Origin of the sequence: Actinoallomurus bryophytorum, from assembly GCF_006716425.1 — a bacterium.
GTDB lineage: Bacteria > Actinomycetota > Actinomycetes > Streptosporangiales > Streptosporangiaceae > Actinoallomurus > Actinoallomurus bryophytorum.
Genome location: NZ_VFOZ01000001.1, coordinates 3,889,567 through 3,910,374, shown reverse-complemented (window position 1 = coordinate 3,910,374; position 20,808 = coordinate 3,889,567). Strand labels below are relative to the sequence as shown.

The following is a 20,808-nucleotide window of genomic DNA, read 5'->3' as shown; positions in this document are numbered from 1 at the left end:
TTCTCACTCAGCGTAGCGGAGTGACTCCCGCACGTCATGCCTACGTGTCATTTGCAACACATGTTCCGGCTACCGCCGACGAAGAGGAAATTATTGGCATCCCCCGCAAGGTCGACCCGGGGATCGCCGCCGAACCTGAAAACGAAAACCGGCTGCTGGGTACGGAAACGGTAGAAGGCCCCCGGCCGCTCCGAAGCGGCGGGGGGCCTTCCGATGTCGAGCCCGGGTCAGGGACCGAAAATCGGTGACCGAAAATCAGTGCCCGTGACCGTGGCCGTGACCGCCCGCGGCGCCCTCCGGCTCTTCTTCCGGCTTGTCCACGACGAGTGCCTCGGTCGTGAGCAGCATGCCGGCGATCGAAGCGGCGTTGGTGACCGCGGAACGCGTCACCTTCACCGGGTCGATGACACCCTGGGCGATCAGGTCGCCGTACTCCGCGGTGGCGGCGTTGAAACCGTTGCCGGCGGAAAGCGCCTCGACCTTGGAGACGACGACGTAGCCCTCGTTGCCGCCGTTCTCGGCGATCCAGCGCAGCGGCTCGACGAGCGCCTTGCGAACGGCCTCGGCGCCGGTGGCCTCGTCGCCGGACAGGCCGAGCGCGTCGAAGCCGGCCTTGGCGACGTGCACGAGCGCGCTGCCGCCGCCGGAGACGATGCCCTCCTCGATGGCCGCGCGGGTCGCGGAGATGGCGTCCTCGAGGCGGTGCTTCTTCTCCTTCAGCTCCACCTCGGTGGCGGCACCGACACGCAGCACGCTGACACCGCCGGCGAGCTTGGCGAGCCGCTCCTGGAGCTTCTCGCGGTCCCAGTCGGAGTCGCTGTTCTCGATCTCCTGGCGGATCTGGCGGACCCGGTCCTCGATGGCGGAGGCCTCGCCCGCGCCGTCGACGACCGTGGTGGCGTCCTTCTTGATCGTCACGCGGCGCGCCTGGCCGAGCATGTCGATCTCGACACCGTCGAGCTTGAGGCCGATGGCCTCGGTGATGACCTGGCCGCCGGTGAGGACCGCGATGTCCTCCAGCATCGCCTTGCGGCGGTCGCCGAAGCCCGGGGCCTTGACGGCGACGCTGACGAAGGTGCCGCGGATCTTGTTCTGCACCAGGAGCGCGAGGGCCTCGCCCTCGACGTCCTCGGCCACGATCAGCAGCGGCTTGCGGGTCTGGGCGACCTTCTCCGCGAGCGGGAGGAACTCGGTGACGTTGGAGATCTTGCCGTCGTGGATGAGGATGTAGGCGTCCTCGAGGACCGCCTCCATGCGCTCGGGGTCGGTCACCATGTACGGCGACAGGTAACCCTTGTCGAACTGGAGTCCCTCGGTGAACTCCAGCTCCAGGCCCATCGTGTGGGCCTCCTCCACCGTGATGACGCCGTCCTTGCCCACCTTGTCGAACGCCTCGGCGATGAGCTCGCCGATCTTGGGGTCCTGGGCGGAGATGGTGGCGACGTGCGCGATCGAGCTCTTGTCGTCGACCTCACGGGCGGACTTGAGCAGCTCGTCCGAAACGTAGGCGGCGGCGATGTCGATGCCGCGCTTGAGGCTGATCGGCGACGCGCCGGCGGCCACGTTGCGCAGGCCCTCGCGGACCATCGCCTGGGCCAGCACGGTCGCGGTCGTGGTGCCGTCACCGGCGATGTCGTTGGTCTTGGTGGCGACCTCCTTCGCGAGCTGGGCCCCGAGGTTCTCGAACGGGTCCTCCAGGTCCACCTCCCGCGCGATCGTCACACCGTCGTTGGTGATAGTGGGTGCGCCCCACTTCTTGTCGATGACGACATTGCGGCCACGCGGGCCGATCGTCACCTTCACTGCATCGGCGAGGGCGTTCACGCCGCGCTCGAGCGCGCGCCGTGCGTCCTCGTCGAAGTCCAGGATCTTCGGCATTAGAGAAGCTCCAAGTAAGGGATGTCATCAGACGCACACAGCCCCGGCCGCCCGTGGGGGCCGACCGGGGCGGTGCATCTCTGTATCTGTTGTTACTTCTCGACGACGGCGAGCACGTCGCGAGCGGACAACACGAGGTAGTCCTCGTTGTTGTACTTGACCTCAGTGCCGCCGTACTTGCTGTACAGCACGACATCCCCGACCTTGACGTCGAGCGGCACGCGCTTCTCGCCCTTGTCGTCGAAGCGTCCCGGGCCTACGGCAAGGACGGTGCCCTCCTGGGGCTTCTCCTTGGCGGTGTCCGGAATCACCAGACCTGATGCAGTTGTCTGCTCGGCCTCGAGGGGCTGGACGACGATGCGGTCCTCGAGCGGCTTGAGAACAACCTTGGTGGCGGTCGACACGATCTGACCTTCCCCTTCGATTGCGTATCCTCGGCCGACCTCGCGGCCAGCCGCATGTTGGAGACGCGACCACGGTGGCCTGCCGTCGCGGGTGCCAGACCAGCCTGTCGCTTGATTGGCACTCGGATGATGAGAGTGCCAGTCATGGAGATTATGCCGTGGCCGGGAACCCGTCAACACGGGCCCGCCCGCATCGGGCCTGAGTCTTGTGACCTGCACCGACGACCTGATCTTGAGGATCGCCGTGGGACCGCTCCACAGACCGTGCTCTCGCTCGTCTCCCGGCGCTGCGACGTGCCGCTACCGTCATCGGGTGGACATCGCCGCCTTCGAGGGGCTGCTCACCCCCGGCGGCCGGGCCCTGCTCGGCGAGGTGGGCGCCTCCGACGTCAGCGAGCACGCGCTGCTCGCGACGGCGTCACGGTTGCGCGCACGCCATTCGCCGGAGCTGGTCGGCGCCGCTCTCACGCAGATACGCCTCCGGCTGCGTGCGCGCGCCAAGTTCGGCGCGGAGGCCGACCGCATGTACTTCACGCCGGCCGGCCTCGAACAGGCCACACGGGCCAGCGTCGCCCGGCATCGCGCGCGGCGTTTCGCCGCCCATCTGAACACCGGGAGCCCCGCGGGCTCCGTCCTGGACCTGGGCTGCGGCATCGGCGCTGACCTGGTCGCGCGTGGCCTGGCCGGCTGCCGTGGGGTCGGCGTCGACCTCGACCCGCTGACCGCCGCCGTCGCTCGCGCGAACCTGGGCGCGTTCGGCCTGGAGGGCTCGGCCTCCGTACGCGCGGGCGACGCCGCCGTCCAGGACCCGGCGGGCCACGCCGCGGTCTTCGCCGACCCCGGGCGCCGCGGCGCCAGTGGAAGGATCTTCAACCCGGAGGCGTACGAACCCTCGCTCACGACCGTGCTCGGTCTGGCCCGCGCGGCTCCGGCGGGCTGTGTGAAGGTGGCGCCGGGCATCCCGCACGACGTGGTCCCGCCCGGCGCCGAGGCCGAGTGGATCTCCGACGGCGGTGACGTCAAGGAGGCGGCGCTCTGGCTCGGCGGCCTTTCCGGCGCACGACCAGGGACGACGCTGCGGCGCGCGACCGTACTCCGCGAGGGCACGGAGACGGCCACGATGGTGGCGGACCCGCGGCTCGGGCCACCGCCGGTGGCCGGCTGGCGGCGCTATCTGTACGAGCCGGACGGGGCGGTCGTCCGCGCTCATCTGGTCGCCGAGGTCGCGGTGACGCTCGACGGCGCCCTGGCCGACCCGCGCATCGCCTACATCACCTCTGACGCGTCGCGGGCCACGCCCTTCGCCCGCGGCTACGAGATCCACGAGGTGCTGCCCTTCTCGGTCAAACGGCTGCGGGCCGCGCTAAGGAGACACGACGCGGGCACCTTGACGATCAAGAAGCGGGGATTCGCCGCCGACATCGAACAGCTGAGGCGTGAGCTACGCACGTCCGGCTCACGCGAATGCGTCGTTGTTCTGACCCGGGTGGGCGATGCCCCGGTCGCACTCATCTGTACCGCTCTACGACACCATCTCAAGGCAGAAGACACGCCAGCCTAAGGTAAACACTGCGACTATTGCCGTATTGGCTTGACTACTCTTGGCGGCACGCGAAATCCGTGCCGGCGCGCGCGGCATGAAGGCGCGCCCAGTCGGGGCGCTCGGGGGAAATGGGGAACACAATGACCGACGCCGTGCTGCAATGTCCCAAGTGCGGCGCCGGAATGGTCAGCTTTCAACGTGGCGGCGTCGCGGTGGAGGAGTGCGCGGCCTGCCGTGGCGTCTTCCTCGGCCGTGGCGAGCTGGACCGCCTGCTCGGACGCGGTCCGGTGGTCTCGGCCATGGTGAACTCGCATGCGATACCGGCCCCTTACGAAGGCCGTCATCGCCGCGACTAAAGCGGCATTCCGCTTCTCCGGGATAAGGATCTCTTTTCCCTGAATTTCTTTGCTTACGCTCGATGACCATGGTCATGTCATTAGAGTGGCCCTTCGCGACGCACGCCACTGCCATTTCCGCGCGCAGGCCGGCGACCCGGCAAAACGAAGGAGCTCCCCGGGTGGACACCAATCACAACTTCCTGCAGACAGGAGGTCAACCGGTCTCGGACCGAATGCGGGAATTGCTGGCCCGCGCTGCTCAAGATCATGTTTACGAGCAGCGCTCGACAGGTCAGGTCCTCGACGAGATCCATCAGCGACTCGAAGGCATCGAGTGGCTGCTCCGCGAGGTGCGTGAGCGTGAGCTCAGCGGCCTGACGACCCAACTCGACACGGTCCGCGGCCAGGTCGACGAGTTGTACGGCAAGCCGCCGGAATGGGCCGAGGGGCTGGCCGAGCACATCGAGTCGGTCGGCGAGAAGGTCAAGCCCGTCGCCGAGCTGCCCTCGTTGTGGGCCGACGTAGGGGTGATCGCGGAGAACGTCGACGAAGGCCTCTCCCGCATCCAGACCGTGCTCGACTCGAGCAAGAGCATCACCGACGCGACGCTGCGGGCCGCGCAGCAGATGGACGACCTGACCAAGCGGCTGGACCGGCTGGCCGGCACGATGGAGGCCGCGTCCGTACGGTTCAACCGCCTCGACAAGACGCTCGCCGACCTGGGGCATCGGTCCGAAAAGCTCGAGCACCAGATCAACGGTGTGGCCGGCAAGGTCGACCAGTCGCTCAGCGACATGGCCGAGCGCGTCGAGAAGGGACTGGACGCGGTCAACGGCAGGGTCGAGGGGGTCGGCGGCCGTCTCGACGGCATCGACGGCCGCGTCGAGGGCCTCTCCGGCAAGCTCAAGGGCGTCGAAGGGCACTTCCAGGGGCTCGAGGCCAAGATCGAAGGCGTCGACGACCGGGTCGACGGCATCAACCAGCGCATCGGCCAGCTGCCGGTCACGCTGGAGATCGGCGAGCTGCACCGCAAGCTCGCCGCCATCGGCGACCGGCCGTTCATCGATCCCACGGACCGTTTCGACGCCTTGGAGAAACGGCTCGCCGAGGCCATCGACCCGCTCATCGACGAGCTGCGGGCGCGGCCCGATCGCGACGAGGCCGAGGAAACCCTGTCGAAGATCATTGAGTCGTCCCGCGCCGATATCACGAAACATATGGAGATTCTTCGCGAGGACCTGCTGCGCCAGGTGGGTGGTGTGCACGAGGACGTGAGTAAGAGGGTCGACGGCGTCCAGCACGACATGAGCGGCCGCATGACCTCCGTGCACGAGGACCTCATGAAACGGCTCATCACCCTCGAGGAGACGATGCTCGCGCTGGCGGAGGCGCTGTTCAGGCCGCGCAGGGAGAGCAAGGAGTGACCGGGATGGCCGCTCCGTAATGTACCGGAGCGGCCATTTCGGCGCACTTTGAGTAATACGTTGACTCCATCGGTATTTGCGGAGATTTGTTTGCCATGAAGATCCAAAGTGGATCGTCACGCTGCAATGACATGCCGTTTACTCAGTCCGGTATTGATAAAATCACTCCCGATACGGTTCGGAATCCGTTTGGATGGGTGCCGTGACCTTCCCCAGATTCTCCGAGCCACCGAGCGCGGCCACGCTGCGCTGGGTCGAAGAATGCCTGGGGTCGGGCAGTGAGGTGAAGATGGTCCGGCCGCTCGTCGGGGGACTGTCCCACGTCAACCACGCGGTGCTCGCCGAAAGCCGCTCCGGCACCGTGCACCGGCTCGTGCTGCGGCGCTGGGCGTCGGCCACCTGGCCGGTCATCGACATCGACTTCTCGCCCGAGCGCGAGATCGCGGCGCTGACCCTGCTCGCGGGCTGTGAGATCCCCACGCCGTCGCTCGTGGCCGCGGATCCGTCGGGCGCCCACTGCGAGATGCCGACGCTGCTGATCACGCGGCTGCTCGGCCATCCGCCGCGCCCGGCCAACGAGGAGCTGCCCGAATACCTCATCCAGCTCGCCGCCGGCCTCCTGTCGGTGCACGCGGTCGGTGGTGCGTCCACGATGCCGCCCTACCGCCCGTACAACCATCTCGACGTACGCCTCGCGCCGCTCAACGCCCGGCACCCGGCGCTCTGGGAGCGGGCGTTCGACGTCGCGGCCGGTCCGGCCCCCGGTGCCACGCCGCGCTTCATCCATCGCGACTACCACCCGGACAACACGCTGTGGGCGTACGGGCGGCTCACCGGCATCGTCGACTGGTCCGGCGCCTCACACGGCCCGGTCGCGGTCGACGTCGCCCACATGCGCTGGAACCTCGCCATGCGCTACGACGTGTCGGTCGCCGACCAGTTCCTGCGCGCGTTCGACCAGGTCTGCGGCGGTTACCGGCACAACCCCTACTGGGATCTGCGCACCGTGCTCGACCTCCTGCCCGAACACCCCGGCCGGCCGATCACCCCGGGCGAGATGCCGGCCCTGGAGGACTTCCTGGAGCAGGCGCTCATCGAGCTCGGGGCTCCGGCCGCCCGCTTCTGAGCGGCGCTTGACCTTTCCGCCGCGTCAACTTCTACCGTCGACCCCAGGGCCGGACGTACCGGCCCGGCGATGGGAGACGGTCATGGCCTGGTCGATCGCGGATGTGGCCCGGATGTCCGGGGTGACGTCACGGACTCTGCGCCACTACGACGAGATCGGGCTGCTGCCGCCCGCGTGGGTCGCGGGCAACGGCCACCGCCACTACGAGGAGGACGACCTGCTGCGCCTGCAGCAGATCCTCGTGCTGCGGGAGCTGGGCGTGGGGCTCGCCGAGATCACGGAGATCCTGGACCACCAGGCCGACCGGGTGGAGGCGCTACGGACGCACCACCGGCGGCTCCTGGCGGAGCGGGACCGGCTCACCACGCTGGCGCACACCGTCGCTCGCACCATCGCCGAGCTTCAGGACGGAAGGGAGGTGAGGGAGATGCCGAAGATCAACAGGCCGGAGAACCTCTTCGAGGGCTTCGACTTCTCCGAGCACGACGAAGAGGCACGCGAACGCTGGCCGGAGCAGTGGGAGCAGTCGCGGGCGGCCGTGAAAGGGCTCTCGACGGACGGCGTGGCCCGCTTCCAGCGGGAGACGACCGCACAGATGATCCGGATGGCGGAGTTCATGGTCGCCGGGGCACCGGTGGACGATCCTGTCGTGCAGACCGAGGTCGAGGTGCACTTCCAGAGTGTCTGCCGGTTCTGGAAGCCGTGCGCGGCCGCGTACAAGGGGCTCGGGCAGACCTATGTCGACGACCCGCGGTTCAAGGCCAACTTCGAGGAGATCAGTGAAGGTCTCGCGGAGTACCAGCGGGACGCGATGGCCGTCTACGCCGACACGCGACTGAGCTGAGCGGGCCGCGTCGCCGGGAGGCTGCAGACTCCCGGCGCGCGATCAGACGAGGACTTCGGTGATCGGCAGGGACGAGTCGGCGGGCAGGTCGAGGGCGGACGGCTCCAGCCCCGCGCCGACGAGCTCCGCGCCGAGAGCCGCCACCATCGCGCCGTTGTCGGTGCAGAGCTTCGGCCTGGGGACGCGAAGCTGGATTCCGGCGGCCTCGCAGCGTGCCAGGGCGAGCGCCCGCAGCCGGGAGTTGGCCGCGACGCCGCCGCCGACGAGCAGGTGGGAGACGTCGTTGTCCTTGCAGGCGGCGATGGCCTTCTTGGTGAGCACGTCCACGACCGCCTCCTGGAACGCCGCCGCGACGTCGGCGACCGGCACCGGCTCGCCGGCGCGCTCGCGCGACTCGACCCACCGGGCCACCGCGGTCTTCAGCCCCGAGAAGGAGAAGTCGTAGGTGCCGTCGTCGTACTTGCCGCGCGGGAAGAAGATCGACCCGGGGTCGCCCGAGCGTGCGGCGCGGTCGATATAGGGCCCGCCGGGGAAGCCCAGGTCGAGCACCCGTGCCACCTTGTCGAACGCCTCTCCGGCGGCGTCGTCGACCGTGGCGCCCAAGGGGCGTACGTCGGTGGCGACGTCGGGTACGAGCAGCAGCGAGGAGTGCCCGCCGGAGACGAGCAGGGCCACGCACGGCCTGGGCAGCGGCCCGTGTTCGAGCTGGTCGACGGCCACATGGGCGGCGAGGTGGTTGACGCCGTACAGCGGCTTGTCCAGGCCCAGGGCGTACGCCTTGGCGGCGGCCACACCGACGAGCAGCGCGCCCGCCAGGCCGGGACCCGCGGTGACCGCGATCGCGTCGACGTCCTCGAGGTGGACTCCGGCCTCGGCCAGCGCACGGTCCACCGTCGGGGTCATCGCCTCCAGATGGGCACGGGAGGCGACCTCCGGCACCACTCCGCCGAACCTGGCGTGTTCGTCGACGCTGGAGGCGATCGCGTCCGCGAGGAGGGTATGACCGCGGACCACGCCCACGCCGGTCTCGTCGCAGGACGTCTCGATGCCGAGCACCAGCGGCTGATCCTTCACGTGCCCACCCCCCGCCGCACGGGCACGTCGCCCGGTCGCGACTCCCGCACCATCACGATCGCGTCCACTCCGGACGGCTGGTAGTAACGCTTGCGCACGCCGACGGCCGTGAAGCCGAACCGCTCGTAGAGCCGCCGCGCCCGGTCGTTGTCCGCGCGTACGTCGAGGAACACCTCGCCGCAGTGGCGGGTGGCGGCCTCGTCGAGCAGCGCGGTCAGCAGCATCGACCCGACTCCCCGGCCCTGCAGCTCGGGGCGTACGCCGATGGTCAGCACGTCGCCCTGCCCGCCGACGGCGGCCAGCCCGGCCCAGCCCGCGAGCAGGTCGTCCTCCTCGGCGAGGACGTAGTGCCTCGTGCCGCCGGGGTCGGCCAGCTCGTCGCGGTAGGTCTCCTCGGACCAGGCGTCGTCGGTGAACAGCAGGTGTTCGAGCTCGAGCACGCCGGGCAGGTCATCGAGGGTCATCTCGCGGACCTTCATCGGGGGATCACCCGCTTACGCGGCCCGGGCTCACGCGCGTCGGGCTTGCGAAGGTAGAGGGGCTCGGGCGGCAGCAGCTCCGGTCCGGCGCCGCCGGACAGCCGCGAGACCACGAGCTCGGCGATCGCGGCGGCCGACGGCAGTGCCGGCGTCTCGCCCTTGAGCACGTCGGGGTAGAGCAGCGCGCCCTCGCCGAGTGCGGGCAGGCCGGGGACGGCGGCCTCGGCGGGGCCGCCGACCGAGGGGCCGGTGATGCGTACGGTGGCCGAGTCGTACCGCGCCCAGTAGACCTCTTTGCGGCGCGCGTCGGTGGCCACCACGAAGGGCTCGGTGCGTTTGGACTCCCACGCGAGCGCGTCGAGGGTGCAGACGCCGTGTACGGGGATCTTCAGCACGGCGCCGAGCGCACGCGCCGTGACCAGGCCGACCCGCAGGCCCGTGTAGGGGCCGGGGCCGACGCCGACGGCGATCGCGGACAGCTCCGAACGGCTCACCTGAGCCTCGCCGAGTACGGTGTTGATCGCCGGGGCCAGAACTTCGGCATGCCTGCGGCGGTCGACGACCTTGGACTCGGCTCGGAGCCGTGGCGGGTGGCCCGGAGCCCACTCGCTCAGTGCGACGGTGACCGCGGCGGTCGCGGTATCGAAAGCCAAGACCAGCACGATCCCAGAGCGTAGCGCGCTCCGACCACTGCGAGTTACGAGTGGGACTCGAGCTTGGAGATGATGTCGCGGGCGGCCTGCAGCGCGCCGTCCCCTGCCGGGCCGGACGACATGGGCTTGCCGTGGGTCTCGAGGTGGTCGCCACCGGAGTAGTGCACGGTGACGAGGACGTTGGCGAGTCGCGCGTTGGCGACGGCCGCGCCGATCGCACCGTCCACCGTGTAGACGACGTAGGCCTGCTCGCCGACGCCGGTCACGCCGCGGCTGTCATGCACCTTGGCGCCGTCCGCGAGGTCCTTCCCCGCGCGGTCGGTGTGCCATTCGTCGTTGAAGGTGAGGACCGCGGTGTCGGTGGCCGACGTGCCGCCGTCGGCGCCGATGGCGCGCAGCTCGACGTTGAGCTGACGGCTGCGGTCCGCGGCGAAGAGGCTCCAGGCGCACTCGCTGTGCTGGTCGGACTCCGTGGCGACCGTCTCGCTGCGGTCCGCGCCGGGGGCGAGCTGCTTGGCCAGGCTCGCGCTGAGCGTGTCACAGGCGCCGGGCACGGCGTCGCGTTCGGCACCGTGGAGGGAGTTCATCGGGGAGCTGACCGCCTCCGCACCGCGTGCGTGGAGGGTGTGGTGGCCGCCTCTGCCGACCCCGGAGGCCCAGGTCGCGCCGCCGATCACCACGGCCACGAGGACAGCGACGGATCCGGCGGCGGCGAGGCTCCCATGGCGCCTGGCCGGCCGTGCGGCATGACGATGACCGCTCACCGGAGCTCTCCCTTCCCAAAGGAAACTTGCGCTATATGCCAGGAAGATGAGGTTTGGGGGTAGACACTACGGCAAGATCACGGTCTGGATCGATCTAGGAACAATAAATCGGATCATGAGATCACCGCACGTGGTCAGCCAGGCGCGCAGAGACGATCAAGACCCTGGGTCGCCGGGCGACCACTCGCCGAGCGCGGCCCACCGCGGCCCGACACCGGCCAGTCCGACGATGCGCTCGTCGGTCTCCTCCCGGTCGATCACGATCTCCAGTCGGTCCTCGGACAGGCCCTCGGCGATACCGCCGCCCCACTCGACCACGGTCACGGCGTCCTGGAGATCGAGATCGAGGTCGTCGAGTTCGTCGAGGCCGCCGAGGCGGTAGGCGTCGGCGTGCACCAGCGACGGGCCGCCCGCGAGCGACGGATGCACGCGCGCGATGACGAAGGTCGGCGACGTGATCGGTCCGCGGACCTTCAGACCGTCTCCCAGCCCCTGGGTCAGCGTGGTCTTGCCCGCGCCGAGCGGCCCGGACAGCAGGACGAGATCCCCGGCGCGCAGCAGCCCGGCCAGCCGCCGGCCCAGGTCGCGCATGGCCTCGTCGGTCGGTACCCGGATCACGGAGCCTCCATCCACGTCATCGGCGTCCGAAGTCCGCCGGGGGTGATCGTCACGGCTCAAGCGGACCGCTCCTCGGCGAACGGGCGGGCCCGCTCGACCAGTCCGGCGATGGCGTCGGTGACGACCTGGGGGCGTTCGAGCATCACGACGTGCCCACCGGAGAGCTCGACCAGCTCCGCCTCGGGTAGCGCGGCCGCGATGGCCCGTCCGTGCGCGAGGGGCGTGAGGCGGTCCTGGTCGCCGACCACGACCACCGCTGGGACCTTCCGCAGAACGTCCAGGGCGGCCAGCTTGTCGTGCGCGGCGAGCGTCGGGTAGAAGTCCGCGATCACCTCGATGGGGGTGGAGCCGATCATCCGTTCGACGAAGTCCACGATCGACGGGCTCACCGCGCGGTCGGCGAACGCCATCCGCCGCGTGATGACGAAGGCGACGTCGGTGCCGATCCGGCGCCCCCGGTCGACGAGTTTGCCGCCCTTGCCGATGCCGCGGACCACGCCGGGCACCGCGGCACGGAACACCTTGCCGAACACCTCCGGCAGGCCGAGCGTCAGCTCCGCCAGTCCTCCGGAGGAGGTATTGACCAGGGCGACGCCGGCGACCCGGTCACCGAACAGCTCCGGGTGCCGATCGGCCAGCGCCATGATCGTCATCCCGCCCATCGAGTGACCGACCAGCACCACCGGCCGGCCCGGCGCCGTGGTGGCCTCGATCACCGCGAGGAGATCGTCGCCGCACTGGTCGATGGTCGCGTGGGCCAGGTCGCTGCGTCCCGAGCGCCCGTGGCTGCGCTGGTCCCAGAAGACCATCCGCACGTCGGCCTCGTCCGCGAGATCACGGCGCTGGTAGTGCCAGGAGTCCTGGGTCATGCAGTAGCCGTGGCTGAAGACGACCGTGAGGGAGGCGTCGTCCGGGCCGTTGACCTCGACGTGCAGCGGCACTCCGTCGGTGGCCACGACGGTCTGCGGACGGCCGCGGAGCTCGCCGAAGGGCTCGTCCCGATCCGGGTCGGGTCGTAGCCGTTCGCGGCCGACGGCGTACCTGCGCGCCGCCACCGCGGCACCGACCCCGACGGCACCGGCGGTGCCGATCGCGGCGCCGACCAGGCCGACTCGCTTCTTGTTCATTGCGTGTCTCCACCGTACGTACGCGGGATCCGGGCACCGATTCTGGTGACGATCTCATACGAGATCGTGCCGAGCATCTCGGCCCAGTCCTGGGCGGTGGGCTCTCCCCCGTCTCCCGGCCCGAAGAGGACCACCTCGTCCCCCGCCTGGATCCCGTCGTCTCCGACGTCGATGACGAACTGGTCCATGCAGACGGTGCCGGCGATGCGCCGTCTCTTCCCCGCCGCCCAGACCTGGAGCAGGTTGGTGCCGTGCCGGGGAACCCCGTCGGCGTAGCCGATCGGCACGAGGCCGAGCGTCGTCTCCGCCGACGTGACGTAGCGGTGGCCGTAGGACACGCCCTCGCCCGCACCGACCCGTTTGGCCACCGCCACCCTCGCGGCGAGCGTCATCGCGGGGCGCAGGCCGAGCCGGCGCGTGAGCCCGAGCGACGGGATCGGGTCCAGGCCGTAGACCGCGATACCGGGCCGGACCAGGTCGTAGCGGGCCTCCGGGAGCGTGAGTGTGGCCGCGGAGTTGGCGATGTGGCACACCTCGGGGCGTACGCCGGCCTTCTCGGCGACCTCGATGGTCTCGTCGAAGACGCGTAGCTGCGCGGCGATGGACGGGTGGCCGGGCTCGTCCGCGCAGGCGAAGTGGGACCACAGCCCCACCACGGAGGCCAGGCCGTCGGCCTGTGCGCGCAGGGCGGCGTCGACCACCGAGGGCCAGTCGGCCGGGGTCGCGCCGCTGCGGGACAGGCCGGTGTCGACCTTGAGGTGCAGCCTGACCTGCCGCCCGACGCGCGCGGCGGCCTGGGTGATCTCGGCGACCTGGCCCACGGAGGTGGCCGACAGGTCGACGCCGGCGGCGATCGCGTCGTCGAACCGCTCGCCGGGCGTGTAGAGCCAGCACATCGCGGGTGTGTCCAGGCCCGCACGTCGTACGGTCATCGCCTCGTCCAGCGTCGCGACGCCCAGCCAGGAGGCACCGCCGGCGACCGCGGCCCGTGCGGCGGGGACGATCCCGTGGCCGTACCCGTCCGCCTTGACCACTGCCATCACACCGGCACCGCCGGCCTGCTCACGCAGCAGGTCCACGTTGTTACTGATCGCCCCGAGGTCGACGCGTGCCTCCGCCGTGGTAACGCTCATGAACCAATTGTGGCAGCGAAGCAGACCTGCGGGGGCCATCGCCTTACGGCCCGTCGCAGGTCCGGGGCTCAGCCGGTGAGCGTACGGAAGGCCGCCGGGATCGCCTCGATGACGTCGTACGCGCTGATCGGCGCCTCGCGGTCGTCCGGGGGCCGCTCGTCGGAGGCGGGGCCGGAGGCGGCGAGCCGGCCGGCGAGACCGTGCAGGTACGCGCCCGCGGCGGCGGCGTCGATCGCGCTCGCCCCTCCCGAGAGGAACGCCCCGATGAGGCCGGACAGCACGTCGCCGCTGCCCGCGGTGGCGAGCCGCGGCGTGCCGGTCGGGTTGACCCGCACGGGCCGCCCGACCTCCGCGATGACCGTGGTCGACCCCTTGAGGAGCACGGTCGCGCCGAGCTCCTCCGCGGCCCGGCGTACGTGCTCCAGCCGCCGTGCCTCGACCTGGTCCGCCTCGGTTCCCAGCAGCCGGGCGAGCTCCCCGGCGTGCGGAGTGAGCACGGTCGGCGCGTCGCGCCAGAGCAGGTCGCGGCGGCGCGCCACGACGGTGAGGCCGTCGGCGTCGACCAGGACCGGCAGGTCCGTGCCGAGCACCTCGGCCAGCAGCGCCTCGGCGTGTTCGCCGGTGCCGAGGCCGGGCCCGGCGACCCAGGCGTTCACCCGCCCGACCTCGCTCAGCGAGGTGTCGACGACCGAGGTCACGGCCTCGGGCCAGCGGTGCCGGACCAGCTCGACGGAGTGCTCGGCCGAGGCGAAGCGCACCATGCCCGCGCCGCCGCGTATCGCGCCGCCGACCGACATCACCGCGGCCCCGGTGAAGGTCTTACTGCCGGCCACCACACCGGGCACGCCACGGCGGTACTTGTTGGACTCCCGCGACGGGCCGGGTGCCCACAGGTCCACGTCGGCCGCCTGCGGCAGGACCACGTCCGGGTCGCCGAGGTACGGGCCGAGCCCGATGTCGACGAGCTCGACCACGCCCGCGTGCCCGGCGCCCGGATCGACGAACAGGCCCGGCTTGTAGGTCCCGAACGTGACCGTCACGTCGGCGCGTACGGCGGCTCCGCTCACCACACCGGTGTCCGCGTCGACGCCGCTGGGCAGATCGCAGGCCACGATGGTGGCGACGCTCCGCGAGGCGTGGCCGGCCAGGGTCGCGTGGGGTTCGCGGAGCCCGCCCCGTCCGCCGATGCCGAGCAGCCCGTCGATGATCAGATCCGCCGCCTCGATCGCGGCCACGGACCCGGCGGGGTCGTCCGCGTCGAGGGAACGGCCACCGGCCGAGCGCAGCGCCGCGAGGCCGCCCTCGTGGGTCTTCGAACCGGCCAGGACCGCGGTGACGTGTGCTCCGCGCCGGGCGAGCAGGGCTCCGGCGTACAGGGCGTCACCGCCGTTGTCGCCGCTGCCGGCGAGCAGCACGACCCGCGAGCCGTACACGCCCTCCCCTGGGCCGATGACCCCGGCGCGGCCGCTCCGCAGCAGCCCGGCGCAGACCGACGCGAGACCGGCCGCGGCACGTCGCATGAGCGCGCCCTCGGGCGAGCGCGCCATCAGTGCCCGCTCCGCGGCGCGGACCTTGTCCACCTCGTGCGCGTACCGCATGGTCGATCCCCTCGTCAGTCGGTGTTCTCGGCGATCACCACGGCGACGGCGACACCACCGTCGTGGCTGAGCGAGATGTGCCAGGAGGTGACGCCGAGACGCGTCGCCGCCGCCGCCACGGTCCCCTCGACGTGCAGGTCCGGCCGCCCGTCGGGGGCCCTGCGCACCTCGGCGTCGGTCCACTTCAGCCCGCGTGGTGCGCCCAGCGCCTTGGCGAGCGCCTCCTTGGCCGCGAACCGGGCGGCGAGGGAACGCTGAGGGAGCCGGCGTTCGTCCTCGGTGAAGAGCCGGACGGCCAGTGCGGGCGTACGTTCGAGGGACCGGGCGAACCGTTCGAGGTCCACGACGTCGATCCCCACTCCGACGATCACGAGATCAGGTTAACGTCCGTGACCTGTGGGGAGTGGGCGACCGTCAGTGAGTGTGGTGGTGGGCCGGGTCGACGGCGGGCGCCTCCGGGTGTTCGATCAGCCAGTCCAAGCGCTCGCGGCTCTCCTGGTCCACCGTCGTGTAGACGGCCATTCGCGTCTCCGGCGTGGCGACGACCGCGAAGCTGACCACCGACAGCCGCACCTCGCCGACGGCGGCGTGCCGGAAGACCTTCACCCGTGTCGTCGGGACCGCGACGTCTTGCGCGGCCCACATCTCACGGAACTCCTCACTGCCGGCGGACAGGCGCTGGATGAGGTCCGTCCAGGCGGGTTCGCCCAGGTGACGGCCGAACGCCGCGCGGAACATCGCGACCATCTGCGGAAGCTCCCGGTCGCGGTTCACGAAGGTGCTGCAGCAGTCCGGAACGATGAACGCGGCCCACAACAGGTTGCGGCCGTCCTGGTTGATCCGCGGCCACATCGCGGCGTACGCGGCGTTCCACGCGAGGACGTCGTATCGGCTGTTGAGCACCGCGGCGGGCAGATCGGCCATGCTGTCGAGAACGGACTGGACCTGGGGTTCGAGCCGGTCGTGGGTGGCCGGCACGGCGATGGAGGGAACGCCCGCCAGCCGGAAGAGGTGCTCGCACTCGGCCTGGTCGAGGCGGAGGGTACGCGCGATCGCGTCGAGCACCTGGACGCTCACGTTGATGGGGCGGCCCTGTTCGAGCCAGGTGTACCAGGTGATCCCGACCCCGGCGAGCTGGGCGACCTCCTCGCGGCGCAGCCCCGGCGTACGCCGCCGGAACCCGCCGGGCATGCCGACGTCGGCGGGCGTGATGCGCTCGCGGCGGCTGCGCAGGAAGGCGGCCAGCTCGGGGCGCCGGTGCTCGGCGGTCATGGTCACCCGTCCATGGTCGCCGCAACGGCGCGGGCTTGCCAGGTGCTGTCAACACCAGTATCAACGGGCTCTCACCACTCGTACCCGCGCGGCCACAGGCTCGGGTCATGGCCCAGATCACCATCGAAGCACCAGTCGCACGCGCGCCGGTCCGGCTCGGCCGGCTTCTGACGATCATCATGCTCGGACAGTTCATGGCGGTTCTCGACGTGTCCGTCGTCAACGTCGCCGCCCCGACCATCCGTACCGACCTGCACGCGTCAGGCGCCGGCCTGCAGCTCGTCATCGCCGGCTACACCATCGCCTACGCGATGCTGCTCATCACCGGGGCGCGCCTCGGTGACCTGCTCGGACACCGGGCCATGTTCCAGACGGGCCTGACGGTGTTCACCGCGGCCTCGCTGGCGTGCGGCCTGGCCGGCTCGACCGGCCTGCTGATCGGCTTCAGGCTGGTACAGGGCGTGGGCGCGGCACTGATGGTGCCGCAGGTCATGAGCCTCATCCAGCGCAACTTCGCCGGTGCGGCACGGGCGCGCGCGCTGAGCGTCTACGGCGCGGTGCTGGCCGGCGGCGCGGTCGTCGGCCAGGTCGTCGGGGGAACCCTGGTCAGCGCCGATCTCTTCGGGACCGGATGGCGGCCGGTGTTCCTGGTGAACGTGCCGATCGGGCTGGTGCTGCTGGTCGCGGGCGCCCGCTCGCTGCCCGGCGACCGCGGCGAGCGTCGCAGCGGGCTGGACCTGCCGGGCCTGGTGAGCCTTTCCGCGGCGGTGCTGCTGTTCGTCGTGCCGCTCGTGCTCGGGCACGAGGAGAGCTGGCCGCTCTGGGGATGGCTGATGCTCGGGGGGAGCGTCGTCGTCTTCGGGATCTTCGTGTTCCTGCAGCGTCGCGCGGCCTCGCCGCTGATCCCCGGCCGGGTGGCCGGCGCGCCCGGCGTACGCGCGGGGATCGTGACGATCTTCCTGACCATGTGCACCTTCGGGGGGTTCCTGTTCAGCCTGGCCCTCCACCTGCAGGGCGCCCTCGGCTACAGCCCGCTGCGCGCCGGTCTGTTCTTCATCCCGGGGGCGGCCGGGTTCGCGCTGTCCAGTCTCTACTGGCGGCGTGTGCCGGCAGCGTGGCACCGCCCGATGATCCCCGTTGCCCTGCTGGCGGCCGGGCTCGGCTACCTGGGGCTGGCGGTCTTCGAGTCGGGAGGCGTGGGGCTCGAGGTCGCGATGGGCGTGGCCGGCCTCGGTCTCGGCGCGGCGTTCAGCCCGCTGCTGGCGATCACGCTCAGCCACGTGGCCGTGCGGGACGCCGCGGACGCCAGCGGCCTGCTGGTGATGACGAACCAGCTCGGCCAGGTCGTGGGGATCGCGACGTTCGGGACGCTGTTCCTCAGCCTGGCGCCGCCCACGGGACACGCCCTGACCGTCACGACCATGGCGCTGGCCGGCGCGGCGGCACTCGCCGCGTGCTGCGCGGTGCCGCTGCTCCGGCCCCAGAGGATCTAGATCCGCCGGAGCCGTACGCGCTGCACGCGGTGGTCGCGGTCCTTCTTCAGTACGAGAGTGGCGCGGGCGCGGGTGGGCAGGATGTTGGCCACGAGGTTGACCTCGTTGATGTCACGCCAGAACCTCTCCGCCTGCGCCGCCGCCTCGTCGTCGTCCACCTGCGCGTACGGGTGAAAGTAGGAGCGCTCGTCGGTGAAGATCGTGCGGCGCAGGGCGAAGAAGCGGTCGATGTACCACTGGCGGATGTCGTCCACCCGCGCGTCGACGTAGATCGAGAAGTCGAACAGGTCCGACAGCGCCAGGCCACCGGGCTTGGCACTCTGCAGGACGTTGAGCCCCTCGACGATGAGGATGTCGGGCCGCCGGATCACCTGACGGGCTCCCGACACGATGTCGTACCGCAGCGGCTCGTACATGGGTACCGACGTCTCGGGCACACCCGCCTTGATCTCCGAGACGAACTTCAGCAGCGCCCGCCGGTCGTAGGACTCCGGGAAGCCCTTGCGCTGCATCAGGCCACGTTCGGCGAGGACCGCGTTCGGATGAAGGAAGCCGTCCGTGCTGACCAGCTCGACCACCGGTTCGCCCTCTCCGCGTGCGAGCAGGAGGCGCAGGAGCCGGGAGATCGTGGACTTGCCCACGGCCACGCTGCCCGCGACCCCGATGATGAACGGCGTCGGCGCCACCGCCTCGCCGAGAAAGGCGCTGACCGTGTCGCGCAGCCGTCCGTCACCCGCGACGAACAGCCGCAGCAGCCGTGCCAGCGACAGATGGACGTCCTCGACCTCGTCGATGTCGAAGGGGTCGGCCAGCCCGCGTATCTCTTCCAGTTCGCCGGGCGAGAGCGAGAGCGGCGTACCGGCTCGGAGCGCACGCCAGGACTCTCGGTCGAACTCGACGTACGGGCTGGGGACGCCGCCCCCGATGCTCGTCATGATCAGTGACCCTAATAGGACGGGTCGTGTCGCGGCGGATCGTGTCAATGGTCGATCACCGACGGCGAAGTGGCCGGAGGTCGGCCGCCGCGGCGCGCAAGCCATGGGACGGGGTAGCCGAGGAGTTGGCGCGGCGGTGGTCTACCCGTTCACCTGGAGCCATTAATGTGGCCCGCATGTGCGGAATCGTAGGGTACGTCGGCTCGCAGTCGGCCCTCGACGTCGTGGTCGAGGGTCTCGCCAGGCTCGAGTACCGGGGCTATGACTCGGCCGGCACGGCCGTCTCCTCCGACGGCAAGCTGTCGGTGACCAAGCGCGCCGGAAAGCTCGTCAACCTGCGGGACGCACTCGCGGGCACCGTTCCGCCCGGGGGCGACTCCGGGTACGGAGGCGGCGCGCCGAGCCACTCGGGCATCGGCCACACCCGCTGGGCCACCCACGGACCGCCGAACGACCGCAACGCCCACCCCCACACCGACTGCACCGGCGCCGTCGCCGTCGTGCACAACGGGATCATCGAGAACTTCGCCGCGCTCCGGGGTGAGCTCGAACGCCGCGGCCACGAGATGTCCTCCGACACCGACACCGAGGCCGTCGCCCACCTCCTGGAGGAGGAGGTGGCCAAGGGCGCCGGCCTGGCCGAGGCGATGCGGCGGGTCTGCGTACGGCTGGAGGGCGCGTTCACCCTGGTCGCGGTCTACTCCGGCGAGCCCGACCTCGTGGTCGGGGCACGCCGCAACTCACCCCTGGTCGTCGGTGTCGGCGACGGCGAGAACTTCCTGGCCAGCGACGTGGCGGCCTTCATCGCCCACACTCGCGACGCGATCGAGCTGGGCCAGGACCAGATCGTGGAGCTGCGCCCGGCGGGCGTGAGCGTGACCGGGTTCGACGGCACGCCGGCCGAGGTCAAGCACTACCACGTCGACTGGGACGTCTCCGCCGCGGAGAAGGGCGGCCACGACTACTTCATGCTCAAGGAGATCGCCGAGCAGCCCACCGCGGTCGCCGACACGCTGCTCGGCCGGATCGGCGCCGACGGCCGGCTCAGCCTGGACGAGATGCGGCTCACCGACGACGAGCTGCGCGACATCGACAAGATCATCATCGTGGCGTGCGGCACGGCGTACCACGCGGGGATGATCGCCAAGTACGCCATCGAGCACTGGACGCAGCTCCCCTGCGAGATCGAGCTGGCCAGTGAGTTCCGCTATCGCGACCCGATCCTCACCCGGTCGACGCTGGTGATCGCGATCTCGCAGTCCGGCGAGACGATGGACACCCTGATGGCCGTACGCCACGCTCGCGAACAGCGCGCCAGCGTGCTCGGCATCTGCAACGTCAACGGCTCGACCATCCCGCGTGAGTGCGACGGCGTGCTGTACACCCACGCCGGGCCTGAGATCGCGGTCGCCTCGACCAAGGCGTTCCTCACCCAGCTGATCGCGGTCTACCTGATCGCGCTCTACCTGGCGCAGGTGCGCGGGACCAAGTGGGGCGACGAGGTGTTCGCCATGATCCAGCTCCTGGGCACGATGCCGCAGAAGGTGGCGCAGGTACTGGAGACCGTCGAGCCGGTGCGCGAGCTGGCCCGGTCGCTGGCCGGCGAGCGCTGCGTGCTGTTCCTGGGCCGGCACGTGGGCTTCCCGGTGGCGCTGGAAGGCGCGCTGAAGCTCAAGGAGCTCGCCTACATGCACGCGGAGGGGTTCGCCGCCGGTGAGCTCAAGCACGGCCCGATCGCCCTGATCGAGCAGGGACTGCCGGTCGTCGTGATCGTGCCGTCACGTGCCCGGCCGATCCTCCACGACAAGATCGTTTCCAACATCCAGGAGATCCGGGCACGTGGCGCCCGCACGATCGTGATCGCCGAGGACGGAGACGAGGCCGTCGCGCCGTACGCCGACACGCTCATCCGCGTCCCCGCCGTGCCGACGCTGCTGCAGCCGCTGGTGGCGACCGTTCCGCTTCAGGTATTCGCCTGCGAGCTGGCCACGGCCAAGGGCCACGACGTCGACCAGCCCCGGAACCTCGCGAAATCCGTCACGGTGGAGTAGAAAGCCGCGAACCCGATTTCGCGCCCCGTGTAGATCTCGGTGACCGGGTATAGA

At 70.6% G+C, this 20,808-nt stretch carries 20 protein-coding genes; 7 read left to right on the top strand and 13 right to left on the bottom strand.

Annotation, left to right across the window (positions count from 1 at the left end):
• Positions 1 to 255 precede the first annotated feature (255 nt).
• Both groL and groES read right to left on the bottom strand, forming a co-directional pair.
• The gene (gene groL, locus FB559_RS18545; RefSeq protein ID WP_141956792.1) at positions 256 to 1,878 is read right to left on the bottom strand and encodes a chaperonin GroEL; all 1,623 of its coding nucleotides are present in this window, start codon (positions 1,876 to 1,878) and stop codon (positions 256 to 258) included.
• A gap of 92 nt (positions 1,879 to 1,970) precedes the next feature.
• Positions 1,971 to 2,282, bottom strand: a complete 312-nt coding sequence (gene groES / locus FB559_RS18540) for a co-chaperone GroES (RefSeq protein ID WP_141956791.1) — start codon at positions 2,280 to 2,282, stop codon at positions 1,971 to 1,973.
• A 313-nt stretch (positions 2,283 to 2,595) separates the two neighbouring features.
• On the opposite strand from groES, the gene FB559_RS18535 reads away from it, so the two are divergent.
• The 5 genes from FB559_RS18535 to FB559_RS18515 all read left to right on the top strand — a co-directional run bounded on the left by FB559_RS18535 (position 2,596) and on the right by FB559_RS18515 (position 7,557).
• Positions 2,596 to 3,843: a class I SAM-dependent methyltransferase gene (locus FB559_RS18535; protein WP_141956790.1), complete on the top strand. Its 1,248-nt coding sequence runs from the start codon at positions 2,596 to 2,598 to the stop codon at positions 3,841 to 3,843.
• A 122-nt stretch (positions 3,844 to 3,965) separates the two neighbouring features.
• Positions 3,966 to 4,181 carry a TFIIB-type zinc ribbon-containing protein gene (locus FB559_RS18530; RefSeq protein ID WP_141956789.1) on the top strand — a complete coding sequence of 72 codons (216 nt, stop codon included), beginning with the start codon at positions 3,966 to 3,968 and terminating at the stop codon, positions 4,179 to 4,181.
• A 161-nt stretch (positions 4,182 to 4,342) separates the two neighbouring features.
• Positions 4,343 to 5,587 (top strand): coiled-coil domain-containing protein, encoded by a 1,245-nt coding sequence (locus FB559_RS18525; protein ID WP_425455072.1) that lies wholly within the window; start codon positions 4,343 to 4,345, stop codon positions 5,585 to 5,587.
• Between the two features lie 202 nt (positions 5,588 to 5,789).
• A complete protein-coding gene (locus FB559_RS18520) occupies positions 5,790 to 6,713 on the top strand; it encodes an aminoglycoside phosphotransferase family protein (RefSeq protein ID WP_246121719.1) in 924 nt (307 codons plus the stop codon).
• Between the two features lie 82 nt (positions 6,714 to 6,795).
• A complete protein-coding gene (locus FB559_RS18515) occupies positions 6,796 to 7,557 on the top strand; it encodes a MerR family transcriptional regulator (protein WP_141956787.1) in 762 nt (253 codons plus the stop codon).
• Positions 7,558 to 7,599: 42 nt separating this feature from the next.
• Here FB559_RS18515 and tsaD read toward each other — a convergent pair whose 3' ends face one another.
• From tsaD to FB559_RS18465, 10 genes are all read right to left on the bottom strand, one after another.
• Positions 7,600 to 8,631: a tRNA (adenosine(37)-N6)-threonylcarbamoyltransferase complex transferase subunit TsaD gene (tsaD, locus tag FB559_RS18510; RefSeq protein WP_141956786.1), complete on the bottom strand. Its 1,032-nt coding sequence runs from the start codon at positions 8,629 to 8,631 to the stop codon at positions 7,600 to 7,602.
• Positions 8,628 to 9,095 carry a ribosomal protein S18-alanine N-acetyltransferase gene (rimI, locus tag FB559_RS18505; protein ID WP_246121717.1) on the bottom strand — a complete coding sequence of 156 codons (468 nt, stop codon included), beginning with the start codon at positions 9,093 to 9,095 and terminating at the stop codon, positions 8,628 to 8,630. Before rimI ends, tsaD begins: the two co-directional genes overlap by 4 nt.
• A gap of 11 nt (positions 9,096 to 9,106) precedes the next feature.
• Entirely contained in the window at positions 9,107 to 9,772 is a 666-nt protein-coding gene (tsaB, locus tag FB559_RS18500; RefSeq protein ID WP_141956784.1) for a tRNA (adenosine(37)-N6)-threonylcarbamoyltransferase complex dimerization subunit type 1 TsaB, read from the bottom strand.
• 35 nt (positions 9,773 to 9,807) lie between these two features.
• A complete protein-coding gene (locus FB559_RS18495) occupies positions 9,808 to 10,527 on the bottom strand; it encodes a hypothetical protein (RefSeq protein ID WP_141956783.1) in 720 nt (239 codons plus the stop codon).
• Between the two features lie 156 nt (positions 10,528 to 10,683).
• Positions 10,684 to 11,118 (bottom strand): tRNA (adenosine(37)-N6)-threonylcarbamoyltransferase complex ATPase subunit type 1 TsaE, encoded by a 435-nt coding sequence (gene tsaE, locus FB559_RS18490; RefSeq protein WP_141961768.1) that lies wholly within the window; start codon positions 11,116 to 11,118, stop codon positions 10,684 to 10,686.
• An 83-nt stretch (positions 11,119 to 11,201) separates the two neighbouring features.
• Positions 11,202 to 12,272 carry an alpha/beta fold hydrolase gene (locus tag FB559_RS18485; RefSeq protein ID WP_141956782.1) on the bottom strand — a complete coding sequence of 357 codons (1,071 nt, stop codon included), beginning with the start codon at positions 12,270 to 12,272 and terminating at the stop codon, positions 11,202 to 11,204.
• Positions 12,269 to 13,405, bottom strand: coding sequence for an alanine racemase (gene alr / locus FB559_RS18480; RefSeq protein ID WP_141956781.1), 1,137 nt, complete (start codon positions 13,403 to 13,405; stop codon positions 12,269 to 12,271). Before alr ends, FB559_RS18485 begins: the two co-directional genes overlap by 4 nt.
• A 68-nt stretch (positions 13,406 to 13,473) precedes the next feature.
• Complete coding sequence (locus FB559_RS18475) at positions 13,474 to 15,003, bottom strand: NAD(P)H-hydrate dehydratase (protein ID WP_141956780.1); 1,530 nt, start codon at positions 15,001 to 15,003, stop codon at positions 13,474 to 13,476.
• Between the two features lie 14 nt (positions 15,004 to 15,017).
• On the bottom strand, positions 15,018 to 15,374 hold the full coding sequence (locus FB559_RS18470) for a holo-ACP synthase (protein ID WP_141956779.1): 357 nt from the start codon (positions 15,372 to 15,374) through the stop codon (positions 15,018 to 15,020).
• Positions 15,375 to 15,417: 43 nt separating this feature from the next.
• Positions 15,418 to 16,275, bottom strand: a complete 858-nt coding sequence (locus FB559_RS18465; protein WP_141961767.1) for a helix-turn-helix transcriptional regulator — start codon at positions 16,273 to 16,275, stop codon at positions 15,418 to 15,420.
• A 107-nt stretch (positions 16,276 to 16,382) separates the two neighbouring features.
• Here FB559_RS18465 and FB559_RS18460 point away from each other — a divergent pair, with 107 nt between their 5' ends.
• Positions 16,383 to 17,768 carry an MFS transporter gene (locus FB559_RS18460; protein ID WP_141956778.1) on the top strand — a complete coding sequence of 462 codons (1,386 nt, stop codon included), beginning with the start codon at positions 16,383 to 16,385 and terminating at the stop codon, positions 17,766 to 17,768.
• On the opposite strand, the gene coaA is transcribed toward FB559_RS18460, so the two are convergent.
• Entirely contained in the window at positions 17,765 to 18,703 is a 939-nt protein-coding gene (gene coaA / locus FB559_RS18455) for a type I pantothenate kinase (RefSeq protein ID WP_141956777.1), read from the bottom strand. The genes FB559_RS18460 and coaA overlap by 4 nt on opposite strands.
• 176 nt (positions 18,704 to 18,879) lie before the next feature.
• Between coaA and glmS the strand changes: the two genes are divergently transcribed.
• Positions 18,880 to 20,754 carry a glutamine--fructose-6-phosphate transaminase (isomerizing) gene (gene glmS, locus FB559_RS18450; protein ID WP_141956776.1) on the top strand — a complete coding sequence of 625 codons (1,875 nt, stop codon included), beginning with the start codon at positions 18,880 to 18,882 and terminating at the stop codon, positions 20,752 to 20,754.
• Positions 20,755 to 20,808 lie beyond the last annotated feature (54 nt).

Bases quoted from the DNA above. Each gene is read 5' to 3' on its own strand.
- FB559_RS18460 (WP_141956778.1), top strand. From the start codon at position 16,383: ATGGCCCAGATCACCATCGAAGCACCAGTCGCACGCGCGCCGGTCCGG.
- groL (WP_141956792.1), bottom strand. From the start codon at position 1,878: ATGCCGAAGATCCTGGACTTCGACGAGGACGCACGGCGCGCGCTCGAG.
- FB559_RS18465 (WP_141961767.1), bottom strand. From the start codon at position 16,275: ATGACCGCCGAGCACCGGCGCCCCGAGCTGGCCGCCTTCCTGCGCAGC.
- tsaE (WP_141961768.1), bottom strand. From the start codon at position 11,118: ATGCGCGACCTGGGCCGGCGGCTGGCCGGGCTGCTGCGCGCCGGGGAT.
- rimI (WP_246121717.1), bottom strand. From the start codon at position 9,095: ATGACCCTCGATGACCTGCCCGGCGTGCTCGAGCTCGAACACCTGCTG.
- glmS (WP_141956776.1), top strand. From the start codon at position 18,880: ATGTGCGGAATCGTAGGGTACGTCGGCTCGCAGTCGGCCCTCGACGTC.
- FB559_RS18515 (WP_141956787.1), top strand. From the start codon at position 6,796: ATGGCCTGGTCGATCGCGGATGTGGCCCGGATGTCCGGGGTGACGTCA.
- FB559_RS18475 (WP_141956780.1), bottom strand. From the start codon at position 15,003: ATGCGGTACGCGCACGAGGTGGACAAGGTCCGCGCCGCGGAGCGGGCA.
- FB559_RS18530 (WP_141956789.1), top strand. From the start codon at position 3,966: ATGACCGACGCCGTGCTGCAATGTCCCAAGTGCGGCGCCGGAATGGTC.
- FB559_RS18485 (WP_141956782.1), bottom strand. From the start codon at position 12,272: ATGAACAAGAAGCGAGTCGGCCTGGTCGGCGCCGCGATCGGCACCGCC.
- coaA (WP_141956777.1), bottom strand. From the start codon at position 18,703: ATGACGAGCATCGGGGGCGGCGTCCCCAGCCCGTACGTCGAGTTCGAC.
- alr (WP_141956781.1), bottom strand. From the start codon at position 13,405: ATGAGCGTTACCACGGCGGAGGCACGCGTCGACCTCGGGGCGATCAGT.